The following is a 24,933-nucleotide window of genomic DNA, read 5'->3' as shown; positions in this document are numbered from 1 at the left end:
AGGAGATATCAATGACTACCGCATCTCGACCTGAAGAAACTGAAACGTCTGCGTCGGCAAAGGCGCCACGCGGAGAAGACCACGACCGCGGTCTCAACGACGTGGTTGCCGTCGTCGAACGCGTCGAACGGCCGACCGAGAGCATCTTGCGCATCGCCGTCCAGTTGACTTCGTCGGCGGACGACCCGAATTGGTTGCGGCCCAACGTCGCATTTCGCATCCAGCTCGGTCCGCAGTACGGCGACGTCTCTCGCGTCTACACGGTGCGCACCTGCAACGCGCCGAGCAGTTCGATGACCTTCGACGTAGTGCTGCACGGCCACACCAGCCCTATGATGCGCTGGGCCGACGACCGTCGTGTGGGTGACACGTTCTCACTCACCGGTCCTCGCCCGCACTTCCTCGTTCCCGAGATCGCTGATCGCCGCGTCGCACTGTTCGCCGACGACACCGCGATACCTGCCCTCTATTCGATTCTGCTTCAGTGGCCCGAGGGACTGACCGGCGTCGGCTGGGTCGCCACCGGTGACGCCGAGGCTTTCGCGGAACTGCCCGTGATCCCCGGCCTCGAGCTGCACCATGTCGAAGATGGCCTCGCCGAGTACGCCGTCGAACTCGATAACCCAGGAGACTACGCGGTGTGGGGTGCCGGGGAACGGGACGAGATGCGAGCCATTCGAGCGCATTTCCGCAAGACAGTCGGCCTGGCGAAGGACGATGTAGTTGTCTTCGGGTACTGGAAGCGAGGGGTCAGCACTACCGAGATAGATCAGAACCGACTTCGGAACTACACGAGCATCCTCGAAAACGGCGGCACGCTCGCAGACATCGACGATCTGGCAATCGGTATCTGATGCGACTGTTGGATTCGTCAGCCCACCGCGTGTTCTTCCGGCGCCAGGGAATTGCCCGGTGCGATGTTCGAGCAGTTGTTCGGCAACTGATTTCCGTTGAAACGGTCGTTGAGCCAGGTGATGGCGCCGGGGAGCCACAGCGCGCCACCCGGAACGTGACTGATGGTGTCGTACTGGTCGTACTGGATGGACAAACCTGCGTCGCAATAGCGAGTGGCGAGTGAGCGGACGTCCCCGGCAACCATGACTCCGTCGCCAGGGCCGACGCCCGGTCCACCTGGCTGGGTGCCCTCGAGGGCTCCGTTTGCGGCTTGAGCGATGAACATCGGGATGGTGGGTATCGGCGCGTTGCCCATGTTGATCTTGTTGGCCACGTCGACGTACTCGGGCACCGAGTTGGGGTTCGCATACTCTGGTTTGGCAAGGTCCTGCCAGGTCACCCCCGGGTACTGCAGGATGACGTTCCCGATCGAGGCATCCTCGATCCGAGGTAGGAGTTCGCGTCCGCGATCGCCGAGATACGGGTCGAAATCTATGTCGTAGGCACGGGCAAGTCCGACGACCGCCATCCCGACAACGCCTGCCCAACCGATGCTTCCGTTTGCGTACCGGAGGTTGTTTGCCGGGTTGACCAACAGACCACCCTGGGCGGCGCCGATCAGGTCCTCGTTGATGTCCGGGGCGTAGTCCGGCGCGAGGATGGACGCCCAGTTGGTGGCGATTGCTCCGCCCGAGTATCCCATCAGACCGATCTCGGCTGAGTCGGAAATACCTGTCTCGGATGTGTTGCGAGCGGCACGGAGGGAGTCGAGAGTCATCATTCCGTATTCGGGTCCTGCCGCGAAGTCCGCGTTCGGGCCCTCGGTGTCGGGAATGACGACGGTGTAGCCCAGCGCCAGTAGAGGACCGAACATGACGGCTTCGCCGGAAGCGAGAGTCCCGCCGAAGGCGACATTGCGCCCGCTGACGGTAAGGCTGCCGATCGGGGTGTCCCCCGCGATTGCTCGTGACGGTCCGTCTTCCGGGTTCAGCGAATCGTAGGCAGACTGGAACGAGACAACTTTGTCCGGCTGGGCATTGGGTGGTCGAAGAATCGATGTGACATTCGCAGACGGCCGGCCGAGAGCGTCGGTCGACCGGTACAACACCTGTACGGCTTGCAACGGGGTAGGAATGTTGACGACGTGATAGGGCAAGGTTCTCGTTTTGAGCACGGCCCCAGGCTGATACGACGACAGCGGTGCCGAACCGTCGTACTGATAGAAGGAATCCGCCGACGGTTGCGCGGCGACAGTAGGTGCTGTGATGCCTGTGAGTGCAATGGCTGTCAGCGCCACCGCTCCCTGAAAGAGAATCTTTGATGCCACGATCGACCCTTCGGTTTCGTATGTCTCTCGGTACTTGACGGGCTGGTGTGATGACGACCACACGTTATCTTACTTTTGAGTAATAAACGAGAGGCTTGCGCCGGTTGTTTGAATCATGCATGGACGCAATGTGATTGAGATCTTTGAAGTGGCCTTGCTAATTCTGCTCAGGATGCCATGTGTACGATACGACTAGTAGCTGTCGCGACGAGCTGCTGCCTTGGGCTGTTCCGGGTTGTCCGATTCCGGGAAATGTTCTGTGCTGCACGGTATTGAAGGACGAAGGAGTGGACATGGGTAAGCGCGCTCCCGATGACGGCGTGTTTCGAGACTCGGCCGGCGCCCAGGCTGGACTGCTCACTCCTCCGAGCGGTGCACGTAGCGAGGCGGCCCACGAGAAGGCCCTTCGGTCAGCGGAAGCGCTTCTGAAATCCGGGGGAATGAAGGCGGCGACCATCGATGCGATCTCCGAGCAATCGGGCGTCAGCAAAGTCACGCTGTATCGGCACTGGCCGTCGCGGCAGGCGATCGCCGCTGAAGCGTTCGGTGTGCTCATGGCCCGGCACTTGACGTTTCCGGAGACCGACAGTGCGCAAGACGATTTGAACGATTACCTCGAGGACATCGGAAGGTTCTACCGAGGTCCACTCGGGTCGATCTTTGCCGAACTTGTCGGCGCGTGTGCCAACGACCCAACGACGGCTGCATACTTCCGTACCTTCTTCCTCGACGAACGTCGTCGCGGCTTCGCCGAACTGATTCGACGATGTGTTGAGTCCGGATACTTCCGCGACGACATCGAGATCGAGGAAGCGATCGATCTCTTCTTCGGTCCCTTGATCTACCGGATGTTGGTGGGGCACGCGAGTATCGACGACAACACGGTGCGCTCGATCATCGATCATGCAGTTCGTGGACTCCGGAACGGTGTCTAAAGGGGATATTCGCTGAAATCCTTTGTGCTGGAGAGGGTACTGCCCTCTCCAGCGTTGCGCGATGTGTGTCAACTCGGCACTGTCAGCTGAGCATTTTCAGCACGTTCTGGTACTCACCGTTGATCTCGGCATGACGAAGTGGCTTGGCCGCTTCGACCACAATCTCTGTGGCGTTGTCGTCAGCTTTCAGTAGAGCAATGGTTTCTTCGATGTAATCATCAAGGGGTAGAGCCGATTCCGAGTTCTCCTGGTTCATCAGTGTGGTGCGGACGCCCGGTGGGATGAGTTCGATGCACTGGATCGAAGTATCGGCGAGTTGAACGCGCATGCTCTCGGTGAAGAGATGAACGGCAGCTTTCGTGGCGTTGTACGTGGGCGTGATGGGAAGTGGGACGAAGCCGACGGCGGATGACACAGTGACGATGGTGGCGGTCGGCTTCGTCAACAGATGCGGAATGAACTGGCCGACCAGTCGAATAGTCCCGAGTAGGTTCGTCGTGATCGTTCGTTCGGCGACGTCGAGGAAGTCCGGGTTCTTCAGGTCCTCCGGGTACATGATTCCCGACATCGTCACAAGGACGTTCAGATCGGGAAAGTCCTCCGTTACGGATTCATACGCCGTTCGAATGGATTTCGGGTCGTCTACGTCGATGACGACGGTACTGATCTTCGGATGCTTGCTCGAGATCTCTTGCAGCAGAGTGGATCGCCGTCCACCGATAATTACCTTGTTCCCCTCGTTCTGCAATGCCACTGCAAGTGCGAGCCCGATACCGGTGGTTCCGCCGGCAATGAAGATGGTATTTCCCGAGATATTCAATGTGTGTTTCCTTGGTTTGTCGTGGGCGTCGACGTGGCGACAGTGATGGATTTGAGTTGGGTGTATTCGTTGAGCGTCTCGAGGCAGAACTCTCGCCCGAGACCGCTTTCCTTGAATCCGCCGAAGGGGACGCCGCCTCCCAGATTGAAGTACTGATTGATCCAGACGCAGCCCGCATCGAGACGGTCCGCGGTTTCCATGGCGTTCTTCAGGTTCGAGGTATAGATCCCAGCAGCGAGTCCGTATGGAGTGTCGTTGGCTTCTGTGATCACTTGCTCGTAATTGTTCCACTTGAGGACGCACAAAACAGGCCCGAAGATTTCGTCCTGCGCAATTCGCATCGAGTTCGTGACCTCCAGAATTGTCGGTTCGACGAAGTTTCCGGCTTCGAATCCCGGCACTACTGTTCGGTTGCCGCCGGTAAGTACTTGTGCGCCTTCTTCGATTCCGGAATTGATCATCGAGATCACACGATCGGCATGTTCCTTGTGGATTAATCCACTCAGTTCGGTGTCCTCCTCGAGTGGTGGCCCGACTCGCAATGATCGGAATCCTGCGACGAGTTTTTCCACGAAGGCGTCATAGATATCCTCGTGGATGAAGAGACGTGTTCCGGCCAGGCAGGATTGGCCGTTGCACATGAGGACACCCGCGGTGGCATCGGCGACCACTGCATCGATGTCCTCGATATCAGGAAACACGATGCTGGGACTCTTGCCGCCGAGTTCGAGAGTGGTCGAGATCAGCCGGGATGCTGCGGCGTGTGCCACGAGTCGGCCGACTTCGGTGCTTCCGGTGAAAGCGAGTTTGCTGACCTTCGGATGGTCTATCAAGGCTGCGCCGGCTTCCTCGCCAAGACCAGGGACAACATTGAAAACGCCTGCGGGAAACACGTCGGCGGCGATCCTGGCCAGCTCCATGACTGAAACACAGGCATTTTCATCAGGTTTGAGTACGACGGTGTTTCCGGCTGCGAGAGCCGGCGCGATCTTGAATGCCGTCATCACCACGGGATCATTCCAGGGAATGATCTGTCCACATACGCCCAATGGCACTCGCTTCGCGACCAGGTATCCCGATGCCAACTCGCGGCCGAAGCCATGGTGGGCCAACGAGATTGACGCAAAGTATCGCAGGTGTGAGACGGCGGCTCGATAGTCCTCTCGCATCTCCCTGATATGCCGCCCGGTATCCCTGCACTCGAGTTGGGCAAGCTCTTCGGTTCGATCCTCCACGAGCGCGGCAAACTGCAAGATTTTTGCGGATCGTTCTTCAGTGGTCAGGTTCGCCCATGCAGGAAATGCCCGCCTGGCGGCTTCGACCGCATCATTGATTTCTTCTGCCCCGCATCGGGACAGTGTGGCGAGTAGAGCGCCGGAAGCGGCGTCACGCGCCTCGAAGGTGGATGTGCCGATGGCTCGGAACGCTCCATCGATGTACGCACCGTATTCACGAACTGCTTGACCTTCCATGGATCCTCCTAGATCGGTCAATCGGTGAAGTTCGAAGTGTACTGTACGTTTCGTACACTTGTCGATGGTTGCCTTGCCGCGTATGGATGGCGTTAGCAGAAAGACCAGCTAGAACAGTGTTCTGGTCACATAGTCAAGGCGTGGCTCCAGCAATTTCAGCCGCCTGCTTCATAGCCCGTGAGACGTACCCCGTGCCGATTCTGACGCCGCCCAGCCACTCGGTGAGGCGCGCCGCCTCGGCATCGAGAGAACGTCGCGCAGACGCTGACACGGTCTCGAGCAATCGGACGTGCACCACACCGGTTTCGTCTTGGATCCAGCACCCTACGACGCGACCGTCGACCCAAGCGGTGGTGCCGGCATTACCGCGGGTGTCGAAGAGTTGGTTGCGGTGCGGGCCGAGGTAGAAGTCACGGTTCTTCCACCCCATGATCGTCGGGTCGAGCACCGGTAGGAGTGCCACCCAAGGACCTGGATCAGGCACCGTGGCGACGTCATCGGGTAGCAACCAGCCGGTGTCGCCTCCGTCGAGTGAGACTGCAACGGCGTCGAGTTCGGCGAGGGCGGCCCGGACGACCGTCTTCGTCGAGCCCAGCCACCAGACGATGTCGTCTTCCGTGCCCGGTCCGAAGGTGTAGAGCCAACGGCGGACTATTTCTCGATAGCCGTCTGCAGATTCGAGATCGACGGGGGCGTCGTCGAGCCAGTGTCGAGTGAGAGTCCACAGTGGGCGTGAGACGGGGAAGCGGGCGGTGTTGGTGCCGCGCATGATGTCTGCGGTCGCCCCGAGATGCGTGAGAACCCTGGGTGCCGACCAGATTTCACCTGCCGAACCCTCGACCTTGACGTCTATCATCGGCACGGCCTGACGAATCTCTACCGCTGAAAGCCCTTCAGGCCTATCGGTGAGCAACTTCAGCACTTCCGTCCGTGCGCGATCGAGCCAGTCGTTGCCGTCGACGGCGAGTCCGGCCTTGACGACATCCTTGGCCATTCGTGCCCGCTCGGTGTTCGCGACGCGGGCGGACGCACTCGACCACGCGGCCGGCAGCAAGTCGCGGGGAAAGGTGAAGAGTGTGCGGCGCATTGCCAATTGCTTCACGAGACTGCGTTGGTCGTACAGGGCGCGGTCGACGTCGGCGGCGTCCACGGACCGAACCCTCGCCCAGCAAGACAGATAGACCGTCGCTGACTCGGTGGCGTGCAGTACCGTCATCGCCCGCGTGGCAGCTTCCGGCGAATCGACGTGAAACATTGGCTCCAGCGCATGACGTACTCCTATGCGAGCACGGCGTTCGTCGTCGGAGACATGGCGCATCAGGCCATCGTGCCACAGTCCAGGTGCGTCGTATCAGCTAGTTGCACGAGGGTTCGGTTGCGCCAGTAGTCGTCGTGTCGGAGATGTGTGATTGCACCCGGGGTGGTCGCGAAGGTCGCAAATCCTGCGGCTTCGACGGGAATCTGTAGCCAGGCGGAGACGACGAATGTGTGTGCAAAGCCGTGGGTTACGACGATGTGATCGTGATCGAGATCGTCCATCAGTTCGCGCATGCATTCGTGAACCCTTGCTGCGATGTCGCGGCGGGTCTCGGCACCGGCAACGGGGCCACGGTGATCGAGGCGGTTGTTGTCAGGGGCCGGGACCTGCCGCTGGGCCAGCCACGAGTTCGGGCGTCCTTCGGCTTCTCCGAAGCTGATTTCGCGCAATCGAGTGTCTGTTGTCGCCAGAGCATCGAGTGTCCGGGCGATGATCGTGGATGTCTCGGTGCACCGTTCGAGGTCGGACGAGGTGATGCGGACCGCGCGCGAAGTTCCGGTGCGTCGTCGTTTCAGTGCTTCGGCGATCAAACCTGCATCGCGCCGACCAGCGGGGGTGAGAACCGAATTGTGCCAACCGCCGACTACGTCCTGCGCTGTGTGTTCGGCATGAGGATGAGTGACGACGTAAAGATCCTGCATGAGACCCCTTTTGCTTACCCGACTTTTTCCGGCAACAGTATTCCAGGGTTGAGGATTCCACGGGGATCCCAGGACGATTTGATCAACTGCATTGCGGCGATGTCGGTTTCAGTGCGCCCCAGCGATATCCACGGCGACTTCGCGCGGCCTATCCCGTGCTCGGCGCTGATGCTTCCATGGTGGGCGGCGACGAGTCGGAACACCATATCGGTCAGTTCGTGTGCGACCCTCGGCTCGGCATCCAGAAGGTTCACATGAATGTTTCCGTCGGCGAAGTGCCCGAACAGGATTGGCCGCACGAGGGGGAATCGTTGTGCCAGGCTTTCTCGGAGGTTGTCGATGAACATTCCCATCACGGACAAGGGGACGGAGATGTCGAGCTTGACTACCGGCGTCGTCGACGACGCGCTGATGCTTTCGGTATGGCTTTCCCGCAGAGTCCACAGTTTTCGAGCCGGCCCAGGCTCGACCGTCGCGTCCTCGATGAGGTCGGCAGAGTCGGAGAGTACTTCGAGGAGCGACTCTTCCGTTTCGCGCGGTGATGACACCTCGATGAGTGTGTACATCGGTGAAGGGGTGCCGAACGGGCGACGGGCATCGGTGTGTGCGCAGACGAGGGAGATGCCGTCGTCAGTCATGATTTCGGCGGCTTCGACGGTCAATCCGCTCTGACGCACGCGATTACACAAATGAAGCGCTTGATCGACGTCGCGCACACCCGCGAGCACGACCTGGGTGTCGGTCGCCGGGGTGACCAGCTTCATCAGGACCTTGGTGATGACTGCGAGCGTTCCCTCGCTGCCGGCAAGAAGTCCTGGAATATCGTATCCGACATTGTCTTTGACGAGTGGAGTCCATCTACTCAGTACCGAACCGTCCGCGAGCACGGCTTCGATACCGAGTATCTGTGCGCGTGTATTTCCGTATCGGACCATGCGCGTCCCACCGGCGTTGGTTGCGACGATGCCGCCGAGTGTTGCGGATTCCTTTGATGCCAAATCGATTCCGAAGCGGAGACCGTGTGCAGATGCGGCCAGGTCGGCGCGAGCAACGGTCACGCCGGCGCCGGCTGCGATTGTCCGACCGATGGGGTCGACGGCTTCGATCGTTTCCAGACGCCTGGTACTCAGCACCACGGACCCAGCCGAGGCGATTCCACCACCGACCAGTCCGGTGTTGCCGCCTTGCGGTGTGACGGGAACCCCCGCGTCGAAGCATGCTCGAAGAACCGCAGACACTTCGGAGGTGTTGCCGGGGCGGATGACCGCGATCGCGTCGCCGATCCAACGTCCCGTCCAGTCACGTGTGTAGCCCTCGATCAGTTCGGGATCGGTAAGCAGATGCGTGTGGCCGACGATCTCTGCGAGGGCGTCGATAAGCCTCGCGTCTGTTGCAGGTTCAGTGAGTGCTCGGGGATTCATGTGCAACCTTGTGATCGTTCGGGTGACAATTTTCGGGAGACAGACGGTGGATCAACGTGAACTCGATCCTCCGACCTCAGGTGATGCCGTGTCCAAGACCAAGTAGTGACACCACCATCTGTTTTTCTTATAATCGCCGTATGAACCTGCAGCGTGCCCGTTATCTGATCGCTCTGTCGGATCATGGGAGCTTCACTCGAGCCGCTGCGAACGTCCACGTCGCGCAATCGGCCCTCAGTCAACAGATCAAGGTTCTCGAGCGCGAACTCGGAGTTCCGCTGGTGGATCGTCGGGGTCCGCAGTTCACCTTCACGGAAGCCGGCAAGGTGGCGGTACGAGAGGCGCGCTTTTTGATCGGGTGTGCGGACCGGGCTGTCGAACGAATTCGGTTGGCCGCGCGCGGTGTGGACGGAGAACTGCGCATCGCGTACACCCGTTCGTGGGCGGGCGGCGCAGTCGCGGATCTGGTCAGCACCTATCGAAGGCTCTACCCGGGCGTCGAAGTTGTCGTTCATCGTGGCACTTCGGCGCAGACTGTCGACCTCGTCCGAACCGGAGCCGTCGACATCGCGGTTGTTCGCCCGCCGCTCGATGAGGACGATCGAGAACTTCCCCTGATCGTCCTCGATACCGAACCTATCCTGGTCGCTGTTCCCGTGGATCATCCGTTCGGAGATCGAGCGACGCTCGAACTCGGAGATCTGGTGGACGTCCCCGTTGTGTTCTGGCCGGAGGCCAACGCCCCGGGGATGTATTTGCGTACGCTCGAACAACTTTGGCCAAACGGGGCGCCCAACATCGTTCGATTCGAGGCCGACGACGAGCAGGTGCTGCATGCCGTCTCGGACGGGGTGGGTATTGCGCCGATCCCCCAGGGCAGAGCGCGGATGCTCCGCATCCCGGGTGTCCATCTATGTGAGATCGCCGGTGAGCAACCAACTCTCGACGTGGCAGTGACCTACCGGCCGGATAATCCGAATCCGGCGCTTGCGCCGTTTGTTGCGCTCGCTGAACGCGAAAGATCGTCAACCACTGCGTAGTACCTGTGATGCGCGGTGGGTCCTATCCGCCATCGAGGACCAGCATCATGGCCGTTGCGCGTGCTCGGTTCTCGATGGAATCGACGTGGAATCCGACGTGCTGGGACAGTTTCGCCAATCGGTGCGCGACGCTGCTGTGGTGAAGATGCATGGAATCTGCTGCGGCCCTCAAGGTTCCGGACTGCAGGTATGACCTCAAGGTTTCGAGTAGTTCTAACCCCTGTTTGGTATCGCCGATCTCTTCGGCACGAACCAGATCCGGTATTCGCGAGTGATCGATGTGTGGTCCCGGCGCCAAGAGGTTGAGGGCGCCGAGATCGTCGGCGTTCACGATCGGTGTTGTTGCCGACGCCTGTGCTCGAGCGAATCGTGCAGTGCTCAGTATTGTGCTCACTTCGGAAGCGGGAGCAGTCAAAGATATTCCGGCGCGAATGTATGACGACAGCGCGGCCTCGGACAGCTCGGGTGTGGGTGCGAACGAACCCGTCACGAGATTCAGATGCTCGCCGTCAGCTGCTATCCCAGTGGCTTTGCCAGGTGTGCAATCTGGCGAAATGACAAGGTGTGCAGTGCCGTCGGCCGTGTCTGAGACTGCCTTGGTTGCCATTACACGGACTGGGGTTTGGGGTGCGATACCGAGACCGGCGCAGGAGGTGAGCACCGCGAGTTCATCCATCGGGAACAACAGATTTCGAGTGTGCTCGGCTTCGGTAGGCAGGCGTCGCGGTTGCAGAATTATCGCTGCGGTCAGGGCCATCCGGTCGACGAGCATTTCGTCGAGTGGCAAGCTGGCCCCGGGTCGTTCGATCCATACCGTTCCGAGAACCTCGTCGTCTACGGCAATGTTTCTGGTCATGCTCGGTGGGAGCTGAGGATCGGGTGACCATCGGCCGCGCGGATCGCAACGGCGCAAATTCTTCTTGCTTCTGCCGCGCTCGACGATCTCGATACCCACGACGCAGTCCGCCAACTGCGCGCTCGCACGAAGCAAAGACGCGGTGTCGGAGCCGTGCCGCACGAGGGCGTCGAAGTAATCGATGACACGTACCAGGCCTGCCGAGTCTGCATCGAGCTCGGCAAGCCGGTACATCAGTCCTTGCATCTCGCAACGCTACGAGACCGGCGAGAGCGAACGCAACCCTCTCCTGAGCGCAGTGAGGGCTTCGGCGGCACCTCTTTCGCTGACCGCGGCGGTCGCGACCAGTGCCGACCCGTGAAAGGTTCCGGGGAAGGAGTGCAATTCGACGCTGACTCCCGCTTGCAGCAGCCGAAGGGCGTATTCGATTCCTTCGTCGCGGAGCGGGTCGAGTTCCATGGTGGACAGGTAGGTCGGCGGCAGACCGGTGAGGTCGGTAGCCCGGGACGGCGCAGCGTAAATGGACACGTCAGGATCTTCGGGACCGGAATACGACCCGCCGAGATAGTACTTCCACGACAGGATGGCGTTAGGGCGGTGCCACAAGGGGGTGTCGACGAAGTTCGTCATCGAGACCGTCGCCAGGCGGTCGTCGAGTTCAGGGATTTCGAGGAATTGGAAGGCCACGGGCACAACGCCCTCGTCACGGGCTTTGAGGACAGTGCCTGCGGCCAGTCCACCGCCTGCGCTCTGCCCTCCCACTGCGATGCGGCGTGGATCGACCCCCAGCTCCTCGGCATGGGCGTGGATGTAGAGGAGTGCGGCGTAGCAGTCGTCGACGGGGCCGGGGAAGGGGGTTTCGGGGGCGAGGCGGTACTCCACGTTCGCAACGGCGAATCCGAGTTCCCGCGCCACCTCGACGCAAAATGGATCGCTGGATTCTGCGGTGCCGATTGCGAATCCGCCGCCATGGATCCAGAGCAGAACGGGGACAGGGCCGGCAGTGTTGTCCGGGGTGAAGAAACGAATCGTGACCTCCGGATCGCCGTCCAGGCCGGGTGCCGACAGTTCACGAAGCGAGACTCCGTCGAATGACAGGTCGGCCAACATGGTGCCGACCAGAGCGTCGTAGGTGGCCCGTGCGTTGGGGAGGTCAGCGAAGTCCACCTTCGGGAGCATGGTGAGTGCCGCGGCGAGTTCGGGGTCGAGAGTCGGGAATGTTGTCATGCACCCATCATCGAGCCTGATTGTGGCCTACGTCACCAGCGGATTGTAGGAAATCGGAGAGTCTCCCTCCGACACCCGTCGGATCTCCCTAGGATGACGCCGGTGGACAGGGTACATCTCGGGGTGGGTTCGAGCGATTCGAAAAGTGGGGCACGGATTGGTGGACGACCTCCGCAGGTTTTCGCTGGTCAGGCGATTCTGCATTCGCACGAGTACCTTCTGACGCTCGAGGCACACACGGCGCCGTGGCTCGGCGCGCGAGAGCTTTCGATCTTCATCCGTCGAGGTTTCTCCATCGGCGACGACGACCTCGAATACCCGGACATCGGGGTTAGGGCAGTCCTGCACCCCTCGTCGTCACGAAGTGCGGAATCGGCGGGCAGCCATGCGGGCCTTGGCAGCGCGGCGTTGATCAGGATTCCCTCGGACGACGAGGTGATGCCGTTGGTGTTGATAGCTCCGCAACCGGTGCTCATTCAGAACGAACCGTCCTACGCCGATGCCGTCGAGGCAGATGGACACAGCTTCCTGTTCCAGATCAACGAAGAGGGGTGGCCGGTGGTTGCTGAGTCCCACCCCGATTTCGTAGAGGAGTACCTATTCGGTTACGGGTCGGTGTATTTCTACGGGAGCTCTGACGCGACCGGGCTCGTTCGCGAAGTTGTACCGGGATTTCTCGACTTCTGACCGGCCCGACGGCCCGTCCGCCGATACCGTGGGCAGCGTATCGCGACCGGCGGTTATGTACTCGGAAAAATTGTTGCGGAAGTTTGTCGATCGGTGAGTGCGCCGTTCGACGTGTAAGCAGAGGGACCGAACAGAGCGGTCCACGAACGAAGGAGATTCTCATGAAGTACATGCTGATCATGCGTTCCACCGATGAGGCCATCGAAGCATCCAAGGACATGGACTTCGACGAGATCATCGCCGCGATGGGGCAGTACAACGAGTCCCTGATCAAGGCAGGTGTCTTGCTGGCCGGTGAGGGACTGGCGATGGAGGAGGGATTCATCGTCGATTTCGAGTCCGATCCTCCGCTGGTCTCCGACGGCCCGTACGGGGAGACGAAGGAGTTGTTCTCGGGATTCTGGATCATTCAGACGTCGACCAAAGACGAAGCCTTGGAATGGGCGAAGCGCTGCCCGCTCGGGCCGGGAAGCAAGCTCGAGGTACGCCGCGTGAGCGAGATGTCGGACTTCGATCAGGACAACGAGTACATCCAGAAAGAGGCCGGCTGGCGTGAAGAGCTCGGTACCGATCGTCCGGTCGCAGGCTGAACCATGACCGACGAGGCGGTGCGAGAAGAAACGAGAAAGGCTGTCGACGCGGTCTGGCGTATCGAATCCGCGAAGATTGTCGCCACGTTGACTCGCACCGTCGGAGATCTTGATCTCGCCGAGGATCTGGCCGCGCAGGCTCTGCTCGAAGCCGTCGAGCAGTGGCCCGCGACGGGGGTTCCGAGAAACCCCGCTGCCTGGCTGACATCTGTGGCGACACGACGAGCGATCGACGGGTGGCGACGACGTGAGAGGTTGGACGAGCGCTACGCCCACTTTGCGCGTGAACTCGAGAACGACGCTTCACATTTCGACGACGTCAGCTGGGATCCGGACCGCATCGACGACGATGTCCTTCGCCTGATGTTCATCGCCTGCCATCCCGTGTTGAATCGAAAAGCGCAGGTGGCGTTGACGCTTCGGGTGGTGGGCGGTTTGACCACGGAAGAGATTGCGAAAGCGTTCCTCACACCGACGGCGACGGTGCAGCAGCGGATAGTCCGCGCGAAGAAGGCGCTGACCGCCTCGAAAGCGGTTTTCGAAGTTCCAGGGCGAGAAGAGTTTTCGAGCAGATTGAGCGCGGTCCTCGGAGTGCTGTACCTGGTGTTCAACGAAGGCTATGCAGCCAGTTCCGGGGACGAGTGGATGCGGGCGGAGCTCAGTGCTGAGGCTCTGCGGCTCGCGCGAATACTCGCCGAATTGGTCCCCAGGGAGTCCGAGGTACACGGCCTTGTCGCTTTGATGGAGCTGACAGCCTCGAGATTCGGCGCTCGGACAACCTCGACCGGTGAACCCATCCTGCTGGCTGACCAGGATCGGACGAGGTGGGATCGCCTACAGATCTCGCGTGGGCTTGCCGCGCTGGAACGAGCTGACGCCGTCGGGCGTGGACGAGGCCCGTACGGCCTGCAGGCGGCGATTGCCGAATGTCATGCGCGAGCAGCAACTTTCGAAGACACCGATTGGAAGAAGATAGTCATCCTCTACGAGGCTCTGGCACAACTGGCGCCATCGCCCGTGGTCGACCTCAATCATGCGGCGGCGGTATCCATGGCATACGGTCCTGGCCCTGCGCTCGAATTCGTCGACAAGCTTGTCGCTTCAGGTGAACTGGCCGACTACCACCTGCTTCCCAGCGTTCGGGGGGAGCTGCTCAGTCAGCTCGGCCGATCCGAGGAGGCTAGAACCGAACTCCTCGAAGCGGCTCGGCTGGCCGGGAACGAGCGTGAGCGCGCTGTGCTGGTCGCGAAAGCCGATGCGCTGCTGCCGGATCGGTAGTCACGCGATTGTTAGTCAGGGCTGAGTCGGATCATCATTGGGCACCATGGGCGGCATCCCGACTCCGTAGGGATCGAGCATGTCCGATACACGTCGACCCCACCGTTCATGCGCGGACTGACGGGTCATTCCGGCAGCGCGGCCGATGGTTGACCATGTTGCGCCGAATCTACGCAGGCTCATGACGCTTGCCGTCGAATCGATACCTGCGGCGAGCTGAATCCGGAAACAGGCCAACTGCCACGCCATCTGACGCTGCGCCGGGATGTCGGTGTCCTGTTCTGCCTCCCACCCAGGGCTGCCAGGTAAAGGATCTGTTCCGACAATCTTGTCTGCCTGAGTGCCGGCCTCGGTGATCGCGGCGTTGACCGTGGTGATCGCGGCGGTCTCGATCTTCGCAGTCAGGGCGCGTTCGATCAGGTCTTCCATGAGAAGTTCTCCTTTCGTCAGGACTAGCCTGACAGGCGCTGTTGAATTCTGTCAAGAGTCCCCTGACGGACTTTGAGTTTAATTAATGCACGATCTATTTGTGTACTATCTAAATGGTCTCCGGTTCTGTTGACCGTCGTCGAAGGGGTTGCTGGTGAAAATCGTGGTTTTGTCGTTCCTGGTGGCGTTGACTTTGATGACGGTCGGGATCATCGCCGCGCGCAAACGCAGCACTCGACCTGCCGTGACCGGGGCAGTTACTGCGGCGTCAACGGTTCTCGCTGCCGCCTGGACACTTTTTGCCGTGGCCTTCGTATTGGCCTGATCGTGCTGCAGTGCCGATGCGCCGGTAGTGGTGGTGAAGGAACTTCGCAGCAGGTCAGATGCGTTTTGTGTGCGGCGCGATGCCGCATACTCTGGCAGACGTGGCAATCGCTGAAACAGACAGAAACTACGGCGGAAGGTCGGTCGCGGCTCGGAAGGCCGAACGCCGTTCCCTCTTTTTGAATGCTGCTCTCAGTGTGTTTGCAGACCAGGGGTATGCCGGAAGTTCGGTGGCGGATATCTGCGCGTCCGCGAGTCTGGCCAGAAGGCAGTTCTACGACGAGTTCGGTAGTCGCGAGGATCTACTCCTCGCGCTGTATGACCAGATTCAACTCGACGCCAGAATTGCAATGGTCGACGCACTCGATGCAGAGCCTTCGGTCAATCTCCGTGACAAGGCAGCGACGGCCATGGCCGCCTTCGTCGAGTCGGTCGGAAGTGACCCACGACGCGCACACGTTGCCTTCATCGACGTCGTAGGTGTCAGTCCCCGGGTGGAAAAGCATCGTGTGGACCAACGTTCGGTCTGGGCAACATTTTTCGAGTCGATCATCAAAGGGATCGTGGGCGAAGATTACGAACCGCCGGGTGGTTACCGGTGGGCGTCCACCGCTTTCATCGGCGCGCTTACCGCGCTGGTGCACCAGTGGAGCACTGCGGAGCCTCGTCCTCCCGTGTCGGTACTGGTCGATCTGATGACGGTGCTCTTGAATGCGTTGATCGACGACGCGCCCCTTCGCACCGACGAATAGGTCACGAACACCAGGGGATTGTAATCCGGCCCACAACGCTCTACTCTCGTCCTCAATGTGTTAGACACTCGCATCTAACTTGTGTGCTCGTGATGAGAACTGCGGCAACACAAGGCAATCTGTGCTTTTCCGGGGAGGAATTGGTATGGGACGACGCTGGACAACTGACCGAAAACGCGGGGGCCTCGCAATTGCCGTGATTGCAGTAATCGGGCAGATCGGACTTTCGGCACCTGCCTCAGCGGCACCGGACGAAGGTGTTCCCGCCCAAATTCAGGTCCAGCCTGCCCTGCCGCCTGCGGTCGCACCGCCTTTGCCTGAACTGGACCAGGCCTTCTATGAACCGCCTGTCGAGGTCGTCGAATCCAGGGAACCGGGTGAGATCATCGCCGCTCGTGCGGTGAATCTCGGTACTCTCAACCTGATTCCGACCAACGTGGATGCGTGGCAGATCTCGTATCGATCCAATAATGCTGCGGGCGAGGCGATTCCTGCTGTCACCACAGTGATCAAGCCGCGTGGCGACACTCGCGATGGAGGCCCGCGCCCGCTGCTGTCCTTTCAGATGGCAGAGGATTCACTCGGAAACTACTGCGCACCTTCGTATGTCATGCAGCAAGGCGCGTTGCCGTGGCTGGTGACGGGCGCTGCGACCGGTGGGGCTCAATTCCTCGAAGTGCAGGCGGCACTGGCGCAGGGTTGGGCATTGTCGGTGCCCGATCATCAGGGACCCAATTCTTCCTTCGCCTCCGGCCCCGTCGCGGCCCGGATCACGCTCGACGGTATCCGTGCTGCTGAGAACTTCGAACCCATGGAGCTACAAGGGCGGTCAACTCGCGAAGGGCTGCTCGGCTACTCGGGTGGATCGATTCCTACTGGTCACGCAGCTGAAATACGGCAGGCGTACGCGCCGGAACTGAATATCGTCGGAGTCGCCGAAGGTGGTGTTGCCGCGGATCTCGGCGCTTTGCTCGACAATGCCAACAACGCTCTAGGGGCCGGGATCGTCGCTGCCGGTGTAATCGGAGTGAGCCGAGAAGATCCTGAACTTGCAGGCTTCATCGATCAGCACATAAACCCTGCCGGCCGAGCGCTTTTCGCTGCCAAGGACAACCTGTGCATGCTCTGGACGTCAGCTGCAGTGCCCTTCCTCAACATCAAGGGCTTCCTCGATGTCCCGGGAGATCCCGTCCAACACCCCACGGTGAGAGCTGCGCTCTCCCGAGCTGCCATGGGTAAGTCGGTTCCTGACGTGCCGATGTACATTTATCAGTCGAATCCCGACTGGTTGGTGCCTGTTGGCCCGGTGAACAAACTTGTCGATACCTATTGCCAAGATCCTTCTGCGAGTGTCGTTTACACCAGAGACCACTTCAGTGAGCACGTCAGCATGGAAGTCGTCGCATTGCCGAGTGCTCTACTGTGGCTTCGTGATCGGTTCGCTGGTGTGCCTGCTCAGCAGGGATGCAGCACCTTCGACGCTGGATCCATGGCGCTTGATCAGAGGACCTGGCCAGTCTGGGTGGATGCGGTCGGTGAACTCGTCGCAGGACTGTTCGGCAAGCCGATCGGGACCTGACGGGTGACGTGATTCTGCGGTGGTGAGGAATTCTCACAAGGGCAGCGTGTTGCACTGACTGGACGTTATTTCATTGATCGGGCCTTGAAGATGGTGTCTTGTCACCAATGGGTTCCTTTACCGACGAAAGGTTGCGCGATGACAAAGCTGTTGTTTGCGGTCACTTCTGCAGATCACTGGACGCTGAAGGACGGAACACCCCACCCGACCGGGTACTGGGCGGAAGAACTGGTCGAGGCGCATCGCGTTTTCGTCGACGCCGGCTACGAGATCGTGATCGCGACGCCTGGCGGTAAAGCTCCCGTTGTGGACGAGGGAAGTCTGGCGCCCGAGGTGAACGGCGGGCAAGAAGGCGCCGACCGTATGCGCAAGTACATCGCCGATCTGCAGCCGGTGCTCGATTCGCCGGAGATTTTGGAGAACGCCGATGCTGCCGATTACGACGTGGTCTTTGTACCGGGTGGACATGGACCGATGGAGGATCTTGCGGTGTCGGCATCCTTCGGTGAGCTTCTCGTGAACTTCTTGGACGCGGACAAGGTGGTCTCGGCGGTCTGTCACGCGCCGGCGGCACTCCTGCCGGCCCAGAGACCCGATGGAAGCTGGCTGTTCGACGGCTATCAGCTGACCGCGTTCACCAACGAAGAGGAGACGCAGGCTGGTCTGGCGGACAAGGCTCCGTGGCTGCTCGAAACTCGCCTACGCGAATTGGGCGGCAAATTCTCGAAGGCTGAGGCGTGGTCGCCTTATGTCGTGGTGGACCGCAAGCTCTACACCGGTCAGAATCCGGCGTCGTCACGGCCTCTCGCCGAGCGGATTGTCGCCGACTTGGGCTGAGCATGTTTTTTGGCGCCGCATCGAGGTCTCCTCGATGCGGCGCTGGTCCGTGTTCTGTTGTCGCCAAAGAGGTTTGACCTCTCAGGTTTTGAAGGTGGTGTTCGCCGGCCTGGGTTGCTGTCCGGGGTCGATCGAGGGTGGCGGGATGAACCACGGTTTGTTGTCGACACCGATCCGAATCGCCCACTTCCCGACGAACCCTGATTTCCGGTGCATCAACCGGTGGTGCGAACGGCACAGCAGGACCAGGTTGTTCATCACCGTCGGGCCGCCGTTGGCCCAGTGCCGGATATGGTGCGCATCCGTCCAGGCCGGTACACATGTGCAGCCCGGGAACGCGCAGCCTCTGTCTCGGGCGATCAACGCCACTCGCTGTTCGGGGGTGACCAATCGTTTTCCGGGTTTCGCATCCAAGGGCGTGCCGTGATCGTCGAGCAGCACGGTGGAGAGGAAACAATCACACCCGAGGAGTCTGGTTTGCGACACGGACAGTGGCCCGAGCCAGGGCATGTGCCCGACATCAAGATCCGACAGAGACTCTTCACCATCAGCCATGGAGGGTGTTGCGGCGCAGTCCCGGTGCTCCGCCAGATCCCGAGCATTGATGTGCACATTCACATGCGGACGCTGACCACCATCGGTACCAGTCTTGGCGCAATCGAGATAACGCCGGATCAGTTCGGTGAACCCGTCCGCGGTCCGTTTCGCCGCCGACCGAGCATCGGGAGTCCCGTCCGGTGCCGGGGTCGGCATCGTCAGATTCGACAACGCAGACAACAGCATTTCCCCGGTGAGGGCATCGAAATCACCGCGCATCACCACCCGACCATTGAGCGTCGACGCGATCCGCAACTCATTGAGATCGACATCTTCGGCGGGCGGAATCTCATCCGATTCGAACAACCGCTCCAAGGTCGCGATCACGTTCCGCACTTTCGTCGTCGTCGCCTCCACACCCGACGCAGCAGCGAGCAACAAATCGATGCACTTCGGTAGCGCCTCCTCCGGCATGCCTTTCGGTGGTGATTCACAGAACGCCACGATCAACACGGCGTGCTCGAAGGAGCAATCCCCGCCATCGAACCGAGCAGCCACCGCCGGAAACGGCCGCAAAGCTGCACCCAATGCGGCGATCTTCTTCCCGTCCCGAACCTGCAGCATCGTGTTAGCCGCCAACCAGGACCCCACACCGCGGCTGGCAATCACCTGATCATCCGGGCGCATCGAGAGTTCGTCGACCACTGCCACCCGCACAGCCTCGAGACGAAGAATCTCCGCGCTCGCCGACACCGCAGCCGCACGTAACTCAGCAGCCGACAACTGCCACAGACGTCCACGTAACCCCACCGCAGAACCCGAAACCACGTCCGACAACAAGACACTCATTGAATCCCCCGATCCCCTCCCCAAATCATACTCGAACACGCGTTCGAGTCAATAGGGAATTAGGCGAGGGCGCGAAGGAGTGGAGTGGGGTCCGCGACGACGAACAGATGGCCGCCTCCGTTGATCTCTTCGAAGCGAGAGTCGGGAATCAACGAGTGTGCCCAGCGGGCTACTTCGATGGGTACGTTTCCGTCGTCGGTTCCGTGTAGGAAAACCGTTGGTACCGAGATCGATTGGAAGAGTCCAGGCATCTCGTGGCGATACCGAGCCAAGTCGACAACCCCTGCGGATCCGCCCTGTGCGATCCCTTCGGATGAATCCAACTGGAGAGCGGGGCGATGTACCTCGTCGGTCATGACGGCCTGATCGGCGGCCGGCCAGATCGAGACTGAGTCGCTGCGTAGCTTGGAGAACACTCCGGTTCCTGCGAGTATTGCGCCGGCCACACGGGGAGCCCAGTTGGCGGCAAAGTACAACGCAGATACCAGTTTTATTCTGCGTCGCAAAGTATTTCGCGGTGCCCCGGGGATCATGGCGCACGCCAGCACCAGTTTCGAGACTCGTTCGGGAACGGCTGCAGCGACTGCGAGCGCGTAACCGCCGCCTCCGGAGAAACCCATCAGTGTGGCCGAGCCCAACTCGAGGTGATCGACCAGGGTGACGAAGTCGTCGTCCCAGGAATGAAATCCCTTGTCCGTGTACGGATCCGTGCGTCCGAAGCCAGGTCGATCGGGGACTATCAGCCGTATGCCTGCCGTCGAAGACGCGTTGTGGAGTGAGAGCCCTTCGTATCGGCTGCCAGGTGATCCGTGGGCCACGACTACCGGGTGGCCAGTCGGATCGCCGTACTCGCAGAATGCGATACGACGCCCCGACGCGTCGCGAATTTCGGTTGTGGTCACGCTGCTCGTCATGATGTGGTTCCTTGCTGCGCGATCGACGCCATACCGTCCAGGATGAGGGCGACTCCGAACTCGAACCTTCGGGTGGGATCGTGATGAAGTGCGAACACCGATGCCTCGCGTCGATCGGCAGGTGCGCTGTCGAAAGCGCCGCGTCCCAATTGAATTGCGACGTGTCCGGTGACGAAATCATGCAGCGCGCCGTATGCGTACGTGGCCTGCTCGTCCTCGAGGCCGGCCAAGGAAAGGGCGCTCACGACTCGGTGGGCGGTATCGTCGGCCCCGGGTGCTTCCAGTGATGCCTGCCGATGGGCTTCCAGGACCAGGGGATGGCGCATCAGGAGATCGTGGAGGCCGTAGGCGAACGTGCGGGCAACCCCGCGCCAGTCGGTCGGCCAGTCGATCGACGAGACGGCTTCGCCTACGAGAGTCGAGATCAGATCTCGCCTCAAGGCGTCGATACCGCCGGTTGTGCGGTGGACGGACATCGGCGATATGCCGAGTCGTTCGGCGAGCACTCGAAATGACACCGCATCCAGGCCGTCCGTATCGGCGATCTCTGCCGCGGCATCAAGAATCTGTCTGTGACTCAATGCTTTTGGTCGACCAGCCCTTGCAGAGTTGGTGGATTCGGATACCATGCTGACAACAATAGCGATACGCGTATCGAAATTACAAGTGTCCATCGACCTCCAAGGAGCGCTGCCCGATGACCGATCTCCATCAACTGTCCGCCGTCGAACTTGCCGGTGTGATCGCCGCCAAGCAGGTCTCGATTCCCGAAGTCACCAGGTACTTCGTCGACCGTGCGACCACTGCCGATGACGTCGGCGCCTTCACGACGATCGCCGGGGAGCACGCTGTCGCCCTCGCCGAACAAGCGCAGCGCAGGTTGGACGAGCGGGACGCCGGGCCCCTTCCGCGTCTGTTCGGCGTTCCGACGGCAATCAAAGACCTCGACGCAACGCGCGGCATTCGCACGACCTTCGGATCGGCGCTGTTTCGCGACTTCGTGCCGGACGCTGACGACGAGATCGTCGAGGCGATCCGAGAAGGTGGGTTGATCGACATCGGTAAGACGACGGTGCCCGAGTTCGGGGCAGCCTGTTACACCGAGCCGGAAGTCGCTCCGCCTGCTCGCAGCCCGTTCGATCGCACGCGGAGTGCCGCCGGCAGCAGTGGCGGCGCTGCTGCCGCCGTCGGCGCTGGTCTGGTGCCGTTTGCACAGGGAAGTGACACCGCCGGTTCGTTGCGTTCGCCGGCAAGTACGTGCGGAGTCGTCGGCCTCAAGCCGAGCCGCGGTTTGATCACGATGGGCGTGGCGGGGCATGACAACTTCGGATTTGCGAGCAAGGGGCCGATCGCCCGGACAGTTCGCGATACCGCTGCGCTGCTGGACGTTCTGGCGACGCGACCCGGCGCCGGAACTATCCACCCGCCTCGGCCGAAGTCGTTCGAAGAGTTCGTCGTACAGGCCGGGGGAGTTCGGGCTCGCCCCTTGACCGTCGCTCTTGCTCACGGATCGGTCTCCGGCGGAGCCGTGGATGCGCAGCTCTCGGCTGCTGTATCGAAGGTTGGGTCTGTGCTGGAGGGTCTGGGCCACAACGTGTTCGAGCGACCGCAGGCTCGCGATGACATTTTCATCGATGCTTTCGTCAAGATGTTCTCGTCTTTGGCGGGAACCAAGCCGATCCCGGAGGAGTACGAACACCTTCTGCGTCCGATAGTGCAACACTTGCGAGTTCAAGCAAACGAGGTGCGTTCGGGTGAGCTGGCCGCGGCAATCGGAATTGTTCAGGCCTGGGCGCGACGATGGAGTCTCGACTACGCCGACGCCGACCTTGTCGTCACTCCGACTGTGACGAAGCCGCCGCTTGCGATCGGGGAGTTGCGCAACGACGAAGACCCCGCGACCGAACTGATCGACATGGTCGCTTTCACCGGAAACACCGTCGTCGCCAATGCAACCGGTTTCCCGTCGATCAGTCTGCCACTCGGTTGGACGGAAGACGGCGTTCCACTCGGCGTGATGATCTCGGCGAAATGGGGTTGCGACGCGGAATTACTCTCTGCCGCTGCAATGCTCGAGGCCGAGATGCCGTGGAAGGATCGGTACCGATTCGACCGCGCAACCGTGCTCTAGTTCGGGAGCGGTACCCGGTCGCTCGCCGATGCGAACCCCAACCACGTGTGGCGGTTACCCCACCAGCACCACCCGACTTTCGGGGCGTTGCGGTTGTCTTTGCCGTCGCGACCGGTTCCGTTGCTGATCCACACGGCGGGAGTTCTGGTGTCGAAGGATCCGTCAGGTTTGCGCAGTCGGGAGCCGATGGTCATGAAACACTTTCCGCGTTCGAGAATGTCGGGGCGCTGCAACAGCCAGTGGATGCCTTCGGTAAGCGTCAGCGGCGTACGGTGTGCGTCGACGATTGCGGGCAATGCTTCGTCCGGGCTCCAGTTGGCCAGGTGATCCCCGCGGTCGACTCCACTGAGCAGATGTAATGAGCTTTCGGGCAGCGTTGCCTGCTCGGTGGGGGCGAACAAATCGACGTCCGCCATGTCGACGACTATGAATCCGCGCTTGTTCTCGAGCTCGAGCAGCGGAGTCAGAACTGAAGCCGGATCCAGTTTTTCGTGCACGGTGAGTAGTCCGACATCACCGTGCCCGGTTGCGGCCTCCCTGACATCGCCGGCAGAAAGTCCGGCCATCTCGTGAACACCGAGTTCGATCAATCGCTCGGCCTGCTGATCGATGGGCGGGAGGTCGAAATGCATATCTGCGATCCTACCGATCGTGAGCAGAGCGATCGGAGGGTTCGGCCGCGAGGGAAGTCGGCCACGCAACGCCCAACGCGCGCATGATGAACGGGACGGTGGTCGCTACGACGGCGTCCACTCGGTCGCCGGCCATGAGCATCGGGCGTCGGCTTTCCACGCAGGCGAGGATGAGTTGCGCGGATGCGGCAGCATCGGAATCGACAAAGACACCGGCGTCGACACCTTCCTGGACGAGCTGTTCGACCAGAACCGACAGCGGGACAATATGTTCGAGGAAACTTTCGCGATCCTGCGCTGACAACAATTCGACCAACGCGATTCCTGTGAATCGTTGCAGTGAGAACTCGACGAGTGTCAGTTTGACGAGGATTTCGAGTCGGTCCACAGGATTCTCGCGGTCCGCGAGTTCACGCTCGGCCAGGAGTAGGAATCTATCCATCTCGCGGGTGGACCAGGCGAGCAGTAACGCGGATTTGTCGGGGAAGTAGTTGTACACCGCTGTCCGCGAGACGCCGGCCGCCTGGGCCACCGTCTGCAGCTTCACGTTCTGCCAGCCCTGCTCGTGAAGTTCGCGAATGAACGCGTCCAACATGGCTTCTCGGGTGGCGATTTTGTGCTCAGCGGTTGTCGCACCACCGGTCAACTTCGGCATGGTCGATCCTCCTGGGTCTGATTCACGGTCACGGGGAGGTCGAACAGGTCCGCAACAAGGCGCGGATCACCTTGCCACATCGAGACGGGTGCGAGCATCATCTGCTGCGCGATCGAGCGTACGGATCGGCAGACCTCTTGCTCTTCGGCGAGTGTGAGCGTCGTGCGTTTGCGCAATCGCTCCATCTCCGCGGTAGTGAGATCAGTGATCCATTCCTCAGCTGCAAGCGAGAGGGGTGAATCCGGTGTCACGACCGATCCAACTCGGCACTGGAGAACCGCGAAGTCATCACGGACAGCGTGATGACGGCGACGACCGAGACGGCGTGTGCCGCCGCCAGCCAGAGCGACTCGGGTGCATGTTTGTGAAGGGTGGGCGCCATCAGCATGGCCATGAGGAGGGCGAGACTCGACAACATCGCGGGACCGTTGGGGCGGCCGACGAGCAGGCCGACCAGAAGAACGAGCGCGACGACGCTGCACGCCACATCTACAGGCGGGTACGTGGCCGGAACGATTCCGCTGACAGTGTCGGTGAAGTTCAGCCCGATCGACACCAACTGTGCGAGACCTGTCGCGCCGGCCAACCAGGCCGTCCAACGCAGTCCGTGGAGTCCGGCTTTCCGAATGCCGGGCAGGGTTCCTTCGGCGGATTCCCACGCTTCGGACGTCGGTGTTGTCACGGTTACTCCTTTTTATGACGAGGTGTCGTCATAAAGTAGCAGTGCGCGATCGCGAGATTCTTGCCGGTAGGTGACTGGCCTGCTTCGAAGGGATAGCGTCGAAGTA

At 60.9% G+C, this 24,933-nt stretch carries 27 protein-coding genes; 11 read left to right on the top strand and 16 right to left on the bottom strand.

Features of this window, described 5'->3' with window-relative positions:
- Positions 1-11: 11 nt before the first annotated feature.
- Entirely contained in the window at positions 12-854 is an 843-nt protein-coding gene (locus ACBG85_RS27510; RefSeq protein WP_064073396.1) for a siderophore-interacting protein, read from the top strand.
- A 17-nt stretch (positions 855-871) separates the two neighbouring features.
- Here ACBG85_RS27510 and ACBG85_RS27505 read toward each other — a convergent pair whose 3' ends face one another.
- Positions 872-2,221, bottom strand: coding sequence for a lipase family protein (locus tag ACBG85_RS27505; protein WP_058038488.1), 1,350 nt, complete (start codon positions 2,219-2,221; stop codon positions 872-874).
- 293 nt (positions 2,222-2,514) lie between these two features.
- Between ACBG85_RS27505 and ACBG85_RS27500 the strand changes: the two genes are divergently transcribed.
- Complete coding sequence (locus tag ACBG85_RS27500; RefSeq protein ID WP_058038428.1) at positions 2,515-3,156, top strand: TetR/AcrR family transcriptional regulator; 642 nt, start codon at positions 2,515-2,517, stop codon at positions 3,154-3,156.
- 82 nt (positions 3,157-3,238) lie between these two features.
- Here ACBG85_RS27500 and ACBG85_RS27495 read toward each other — a convergent pair whose 3' ends face one another.
- From ACBG85_RS27495 to ACBG85_RS27475, 5 genes are all read right to left on the bottom strand, one after another.
- Positions 3,239-3,976, bottom strand: a complete 738-nt coding sequence (locus ACBG85_RS27495; protein ID WP_372025570.1) for an SDR family oxidoreductase — start codon at positions 3,974-3,976, stop codon at positions 3,239-3,241.
- Positions 3,973-5,448, bottom strand: coding sequence for an aldehyde dehydrogenase (locus ACBG85_RS27490; protein WP_058038427.1), 1,476 nt, complete (start codon positions 5,446-5,448; stop codon positions 3,973-3,975). The genes ACBG85_RS27495 and ACBG85_RS27490 overlap by 4 nt, the downstream gene beginning before the upstream one ends.
- Before the next feature lie 133 nt (positions 5,449-5,581).
- Positions 5,582-6,766, bottom strand: a complete 1,185-nt coding sequence (locus ACBG85_RS27485) for a winged helix DNA-binding domain-containing protein (protein WP_054188303.1) — start codon at positions 6,764-6,766, stop codon at positions 5,582-5,584.
- Positions 6,766-7,407, bottom strand: a complete 642-nt coding sequence (locus ACBG85_RS27480) for a histidine phosphatase family protein (protein WP_372025567.1) — start codon at positions 7,405-7,407, stop codon at positions 6,766-6,768. The genes ACBG85_RS27485 and ACBG85_RS27480 overlap by 1 nt, the downstream gene beginning before the upstream one ends.
- Positions 7,408-7,421: 14 nt before the next feature.
- On the bottom strand, positions 7,422-8,828 hold the full coding sequence (locus ACBG85_RS27475) for an FAD-binding oxidoreductase (protein ID WP_063315470.1): 1,407 nt from the start codon (positions 8,826-8,828) through the stop codon (positions 7,422-7,424).
- 140 nt (positions 8,829-8,968) lie between these two features.
- Between ACBG85_RS27475 and ACBG85_RS27470 the strand changes: the two genes are divergently transcribed.
- The gene (locus ACBG85_RS27470; RefSeq protein WP_372025565.1) at positions 8,969-9,868 is read left to right on the top strand and encodes a LysR family transcriptional regulator; all 900 of its coding nucleotides are present in this window, start codon (positions 8,969-8,971) and stop codon (positions 9,866-9,868) included.
- Positions 9,869-9,890: 22 nt separating this feature from the next.
- Here the strand turns inward: ACBG85_RS27470 and ACBG85_RS27465 are convergent, their stop codons facing one another.
- A complete protein-coding gene (locus ACBG85_RS27465) occupies positions 9,891-10,970 on the bottom strand; it encodes a helix-turn-helix domain-containing protein (protein ID WP_228232312.1) in 1,080 nt (359 codons plus the stop codon).
- 9 nt (positions 10,971-10,979) lie between these two features.
- On the bottom strand, positions 10,980-11,951 hold the full coding sequence (locus tag ACBG85_RS27460; protein WP_065456498.1) for an alpha/beta hydrolase: 972 nt from the start codon (positions 11,949-11,951) through the stop codon (positions 10,980-10,982).
- 93 nt (positions 11,952-12,044) lie between these two features.
- Here ACBG85_RS27460 and ACBG85_RS27455 point away from each other — a divergent pair, with 93 nt between their 5' ends.
- From ACBG85_RS27455 to ACBG85_RS27445, 3 genes are all read left to right on the top strand, one after another.
- The gene (locus ACBG85_RS27455) at positions 12,045-12,638 is read left to right on the top strand and encodes a hypothetical protein (protein ID WP_372025564.1); all 594 of its coding nucleotides are present in this window, start codon (positions 12,045-12,047) and stop codon (positions 12,636-12,638) included.
- 161 nt (positions 12,639-12,799) lie between these two features.
- Positions 12,800-13,228 carry a YciI family protein gene (locus ACBG85_RS27450; protein ID WP_007735729.1) on the top strand — a complete coding sequence of 143 codons (429 nt, stop codon included), beginning with the start codon at positions 12,800-12,802 and terminating at the stop codon, positions 13,226-13,228.
- A 3-nt stretch (positions 13,229-13,231) separates the two neighbouring features.
- Positions 13,232-14,506, top strand: coding sequence for an RNA polymerase sigma factor (locus ACBG85_RS27445; protein WP_042922905.1), 1,275 nt, complete (start codon positions 13,232-13,234; stop codon positions 14,504-14,506).
- Positions 14,507-14,521: 15 nt separating this feature from the next.
- Here the strand turns inward: ACBG85_RS27445 and ACBG85_RS27440 are convergent, their stop codons facing one another.
- Entirely contained in the window at positions 14,522-14,935 is a 414-nt protein-coding gene (locus tag ACBG85_RS27440; RefSeq protein WP_042448201.1) for a hypothetical protein, read from the bottom strand.
- A 154-nt stretch (positions 14,936-15,089) separates the two neighbouring features.
- Here ACBG85_RS27440 and ACBG85_RS27435 point away from each other — a divergent pair, with 154 nt between their 5' ends.
- The 4 genes from ACBG85_RS27435 (at position 15,090) to ACBG85_RS27420 (ending at position 18,427) form a co-directional block, all read left to right on the top strand.
- Positions 15,090-15,260: a hypothetical protein gene (locus ACBG85_RS27435; RefSeq protein WP_167398225.1), complete on the top strand. Its 171-nt coding sequence runs from the start codon at positions 15,090-15,092 to the stop codon at positions 15,258-15,260.
- Positions 15,261-15,318: 58 nt separating this feature from the next.
- Positions 15,319-16,011, top strand: coding sequence for a TetR/AcrR family transcriptional regulator (locus ACBG85_RS27430; protein WP_080712795.1), 693 nt, complete (start codon positions 15,319-15,321; stop codon positions 16,009-16,011).
- A gap of 145 nt (positions 16,012-16,156) precedes the next feature.
- On the top strand, positions 16,157-17,590 hold the full coding sequence (locus ACBG85_RS27425; protein ID WP_372025562.1) for a lipase family protein: 1,434 nt from the start codon (positions 16,157-16,159) through the stop codon (positions 17,588-17,590).
- 138 nt (positions 17,591-17,728) lie between these two features.
- Positions 17,729-18,427: a type 1 glutamine amidotransferase domain-containing protein gene (locus ACBG85_RS27420; RefSeq protein WP_030537402.1), complete on the top strand. Its 699-nt coding sequence runs from the start codon at positions 17,729-17,731 to the stop codon at positions 18,425-18,427.
- An 81-nt stretch (positions 18,428-18,508) separates the two neighbouring features.
- Here the strand turns inward: ACBG85_RS27420 and ACBG85_RS27415 are convergent, their stop codons facing one another.
- Genes ACBG85_RS27415 through ACBG85_RS27405 form a run of 3 tightly spaced genes read right to left on the bottom strand, consistent with a single transcriptional unit; the run spans position 18,509 to position 21,308 of the window.
- Entirely contained in the window at positions 18,509-19,813 is a 1,305-nt protein-coding gene (locus ACBG85_RS27415; protein WP_050654971.1) for an HNH endonuclease signature motif containing protein, read from the bottom strand.
- A gap of 59 nt (positions 19,814-19,872) precedes the next feature.
- Positions 19,873-20,727: an alpha/beta fold hydrolase gene (locus tag ACBG85_RS27410; protein ID WP_042451668.1), complete on the bottom strand. Its 855-nt coding sequence runs from the start codon at positions 20,725-20,727 to the stop codon at positions 19,873-19,875.
- A complete protein-coding gene (locus tag ACBG85_RS27405; protein ID WP_257230645.1) occupies positions 20,724-21,308 on the bottom strand; it encodes a TetR/AcrR family transcriptional regulator in 585 nt (194 codons plus the stop codon). Before ACBG85_RS27405 ends, ACBG85_RS27410 begins: the two co-directional genes overlap by 4 nt.
- 116 nt (positions 21,309-21,424) lie before the next feature.
- Between ACBG85_RS27405 and ACBG85_RS27400 the strand changes: the two genes are divergently transcribed.
- Positions 21,425-22,858: an amidase gene (locus ACBG85_RS27400; protein WP_042451664.1), complete on the top strand. Its 1,434-nt coding sequence runs from the start codon at positions 21,425-21,427 to the stop codon at positions 22,856-22,858.
- Here ACBG85_RS27400 and ACBG85_RS27395 read toward each other — a convergent pair.
- From ACBG85_RS27395 to ACBG85_RS27380, 4 genes are read right to left on the bottom strand one after another with little or no spacing between them, the layout of a single operon-like run.
- A complete protein-coding gene (locus tag ACBG85_RS27395; protein ID WP_372025559.1) occupies positions 22,855-23,490 on the bottom strand; it encodes a DUF5701 family protein in 636 nt (211 codons plus the stop codon). The genes ACBG85_RS27400 and ACBG85_RS27395 overlap by 4 nt on opposite strands.
- Before the next feature lie 10 nt (positions 23,491-23,500).
- Positions 23,501-24,145: a TetR/AcrR family transcriptional regulator gene (locus ACBG85_RS27390; protein WP_054188290.1), complete on the bottom strand. Its 645-nt coding sequence runs from the start codon at positions 24,143-24,145 to the stop codon at positions 23,501-23,503.
- Positions 24,133-24,396, bottom strand: coding sequence for a hypothetical protein (locus tag ACBG85_RS27385; RefSeq protein ID WP_007730221.1), 264 nt, complete (start codon positions 24,394-24,396; stop codon positions 24,133-24,135). The genes ACBG85_RS27390 and ACBG85_RS27385 overlap by 13 nt, the downstream gene beginning before the upstream one ends.
- Positions 24,393-24,827, bottom strand: a complete 435-nt coding sequence (locus tag ACBG85_RS27380) for a hypothetical protein (RefSeq protein ID WP_054781191.1) — start codon at positions 24,825-24,827, stop codon at positions 24,393-24,395. Before ACBG85_RS27380 ends, ACBG85_RS27385 begins: the two co-directional genes overlap by 4 nt.
- Between the last annotated feature and the right edge of the window lie 106 nt (positions 24,828-24,933).

This window comes from Rhodococcus sp. NyZ502, assembly GCF_041464245.1.
In the GTDB taxonomy this organism is placed as follows: domain Bacteria; phylum Actinomycetota; class Actinomycetes; order Mycobacteriales; family Mycobacteriaceae; genus Rhodococcus_F; species Rhodococcus_F qingshengii.
Note: the sequence above shows the minus strand (reverse complement) of the source record. Positions and strands in the feature narration are given on the sequence as shown.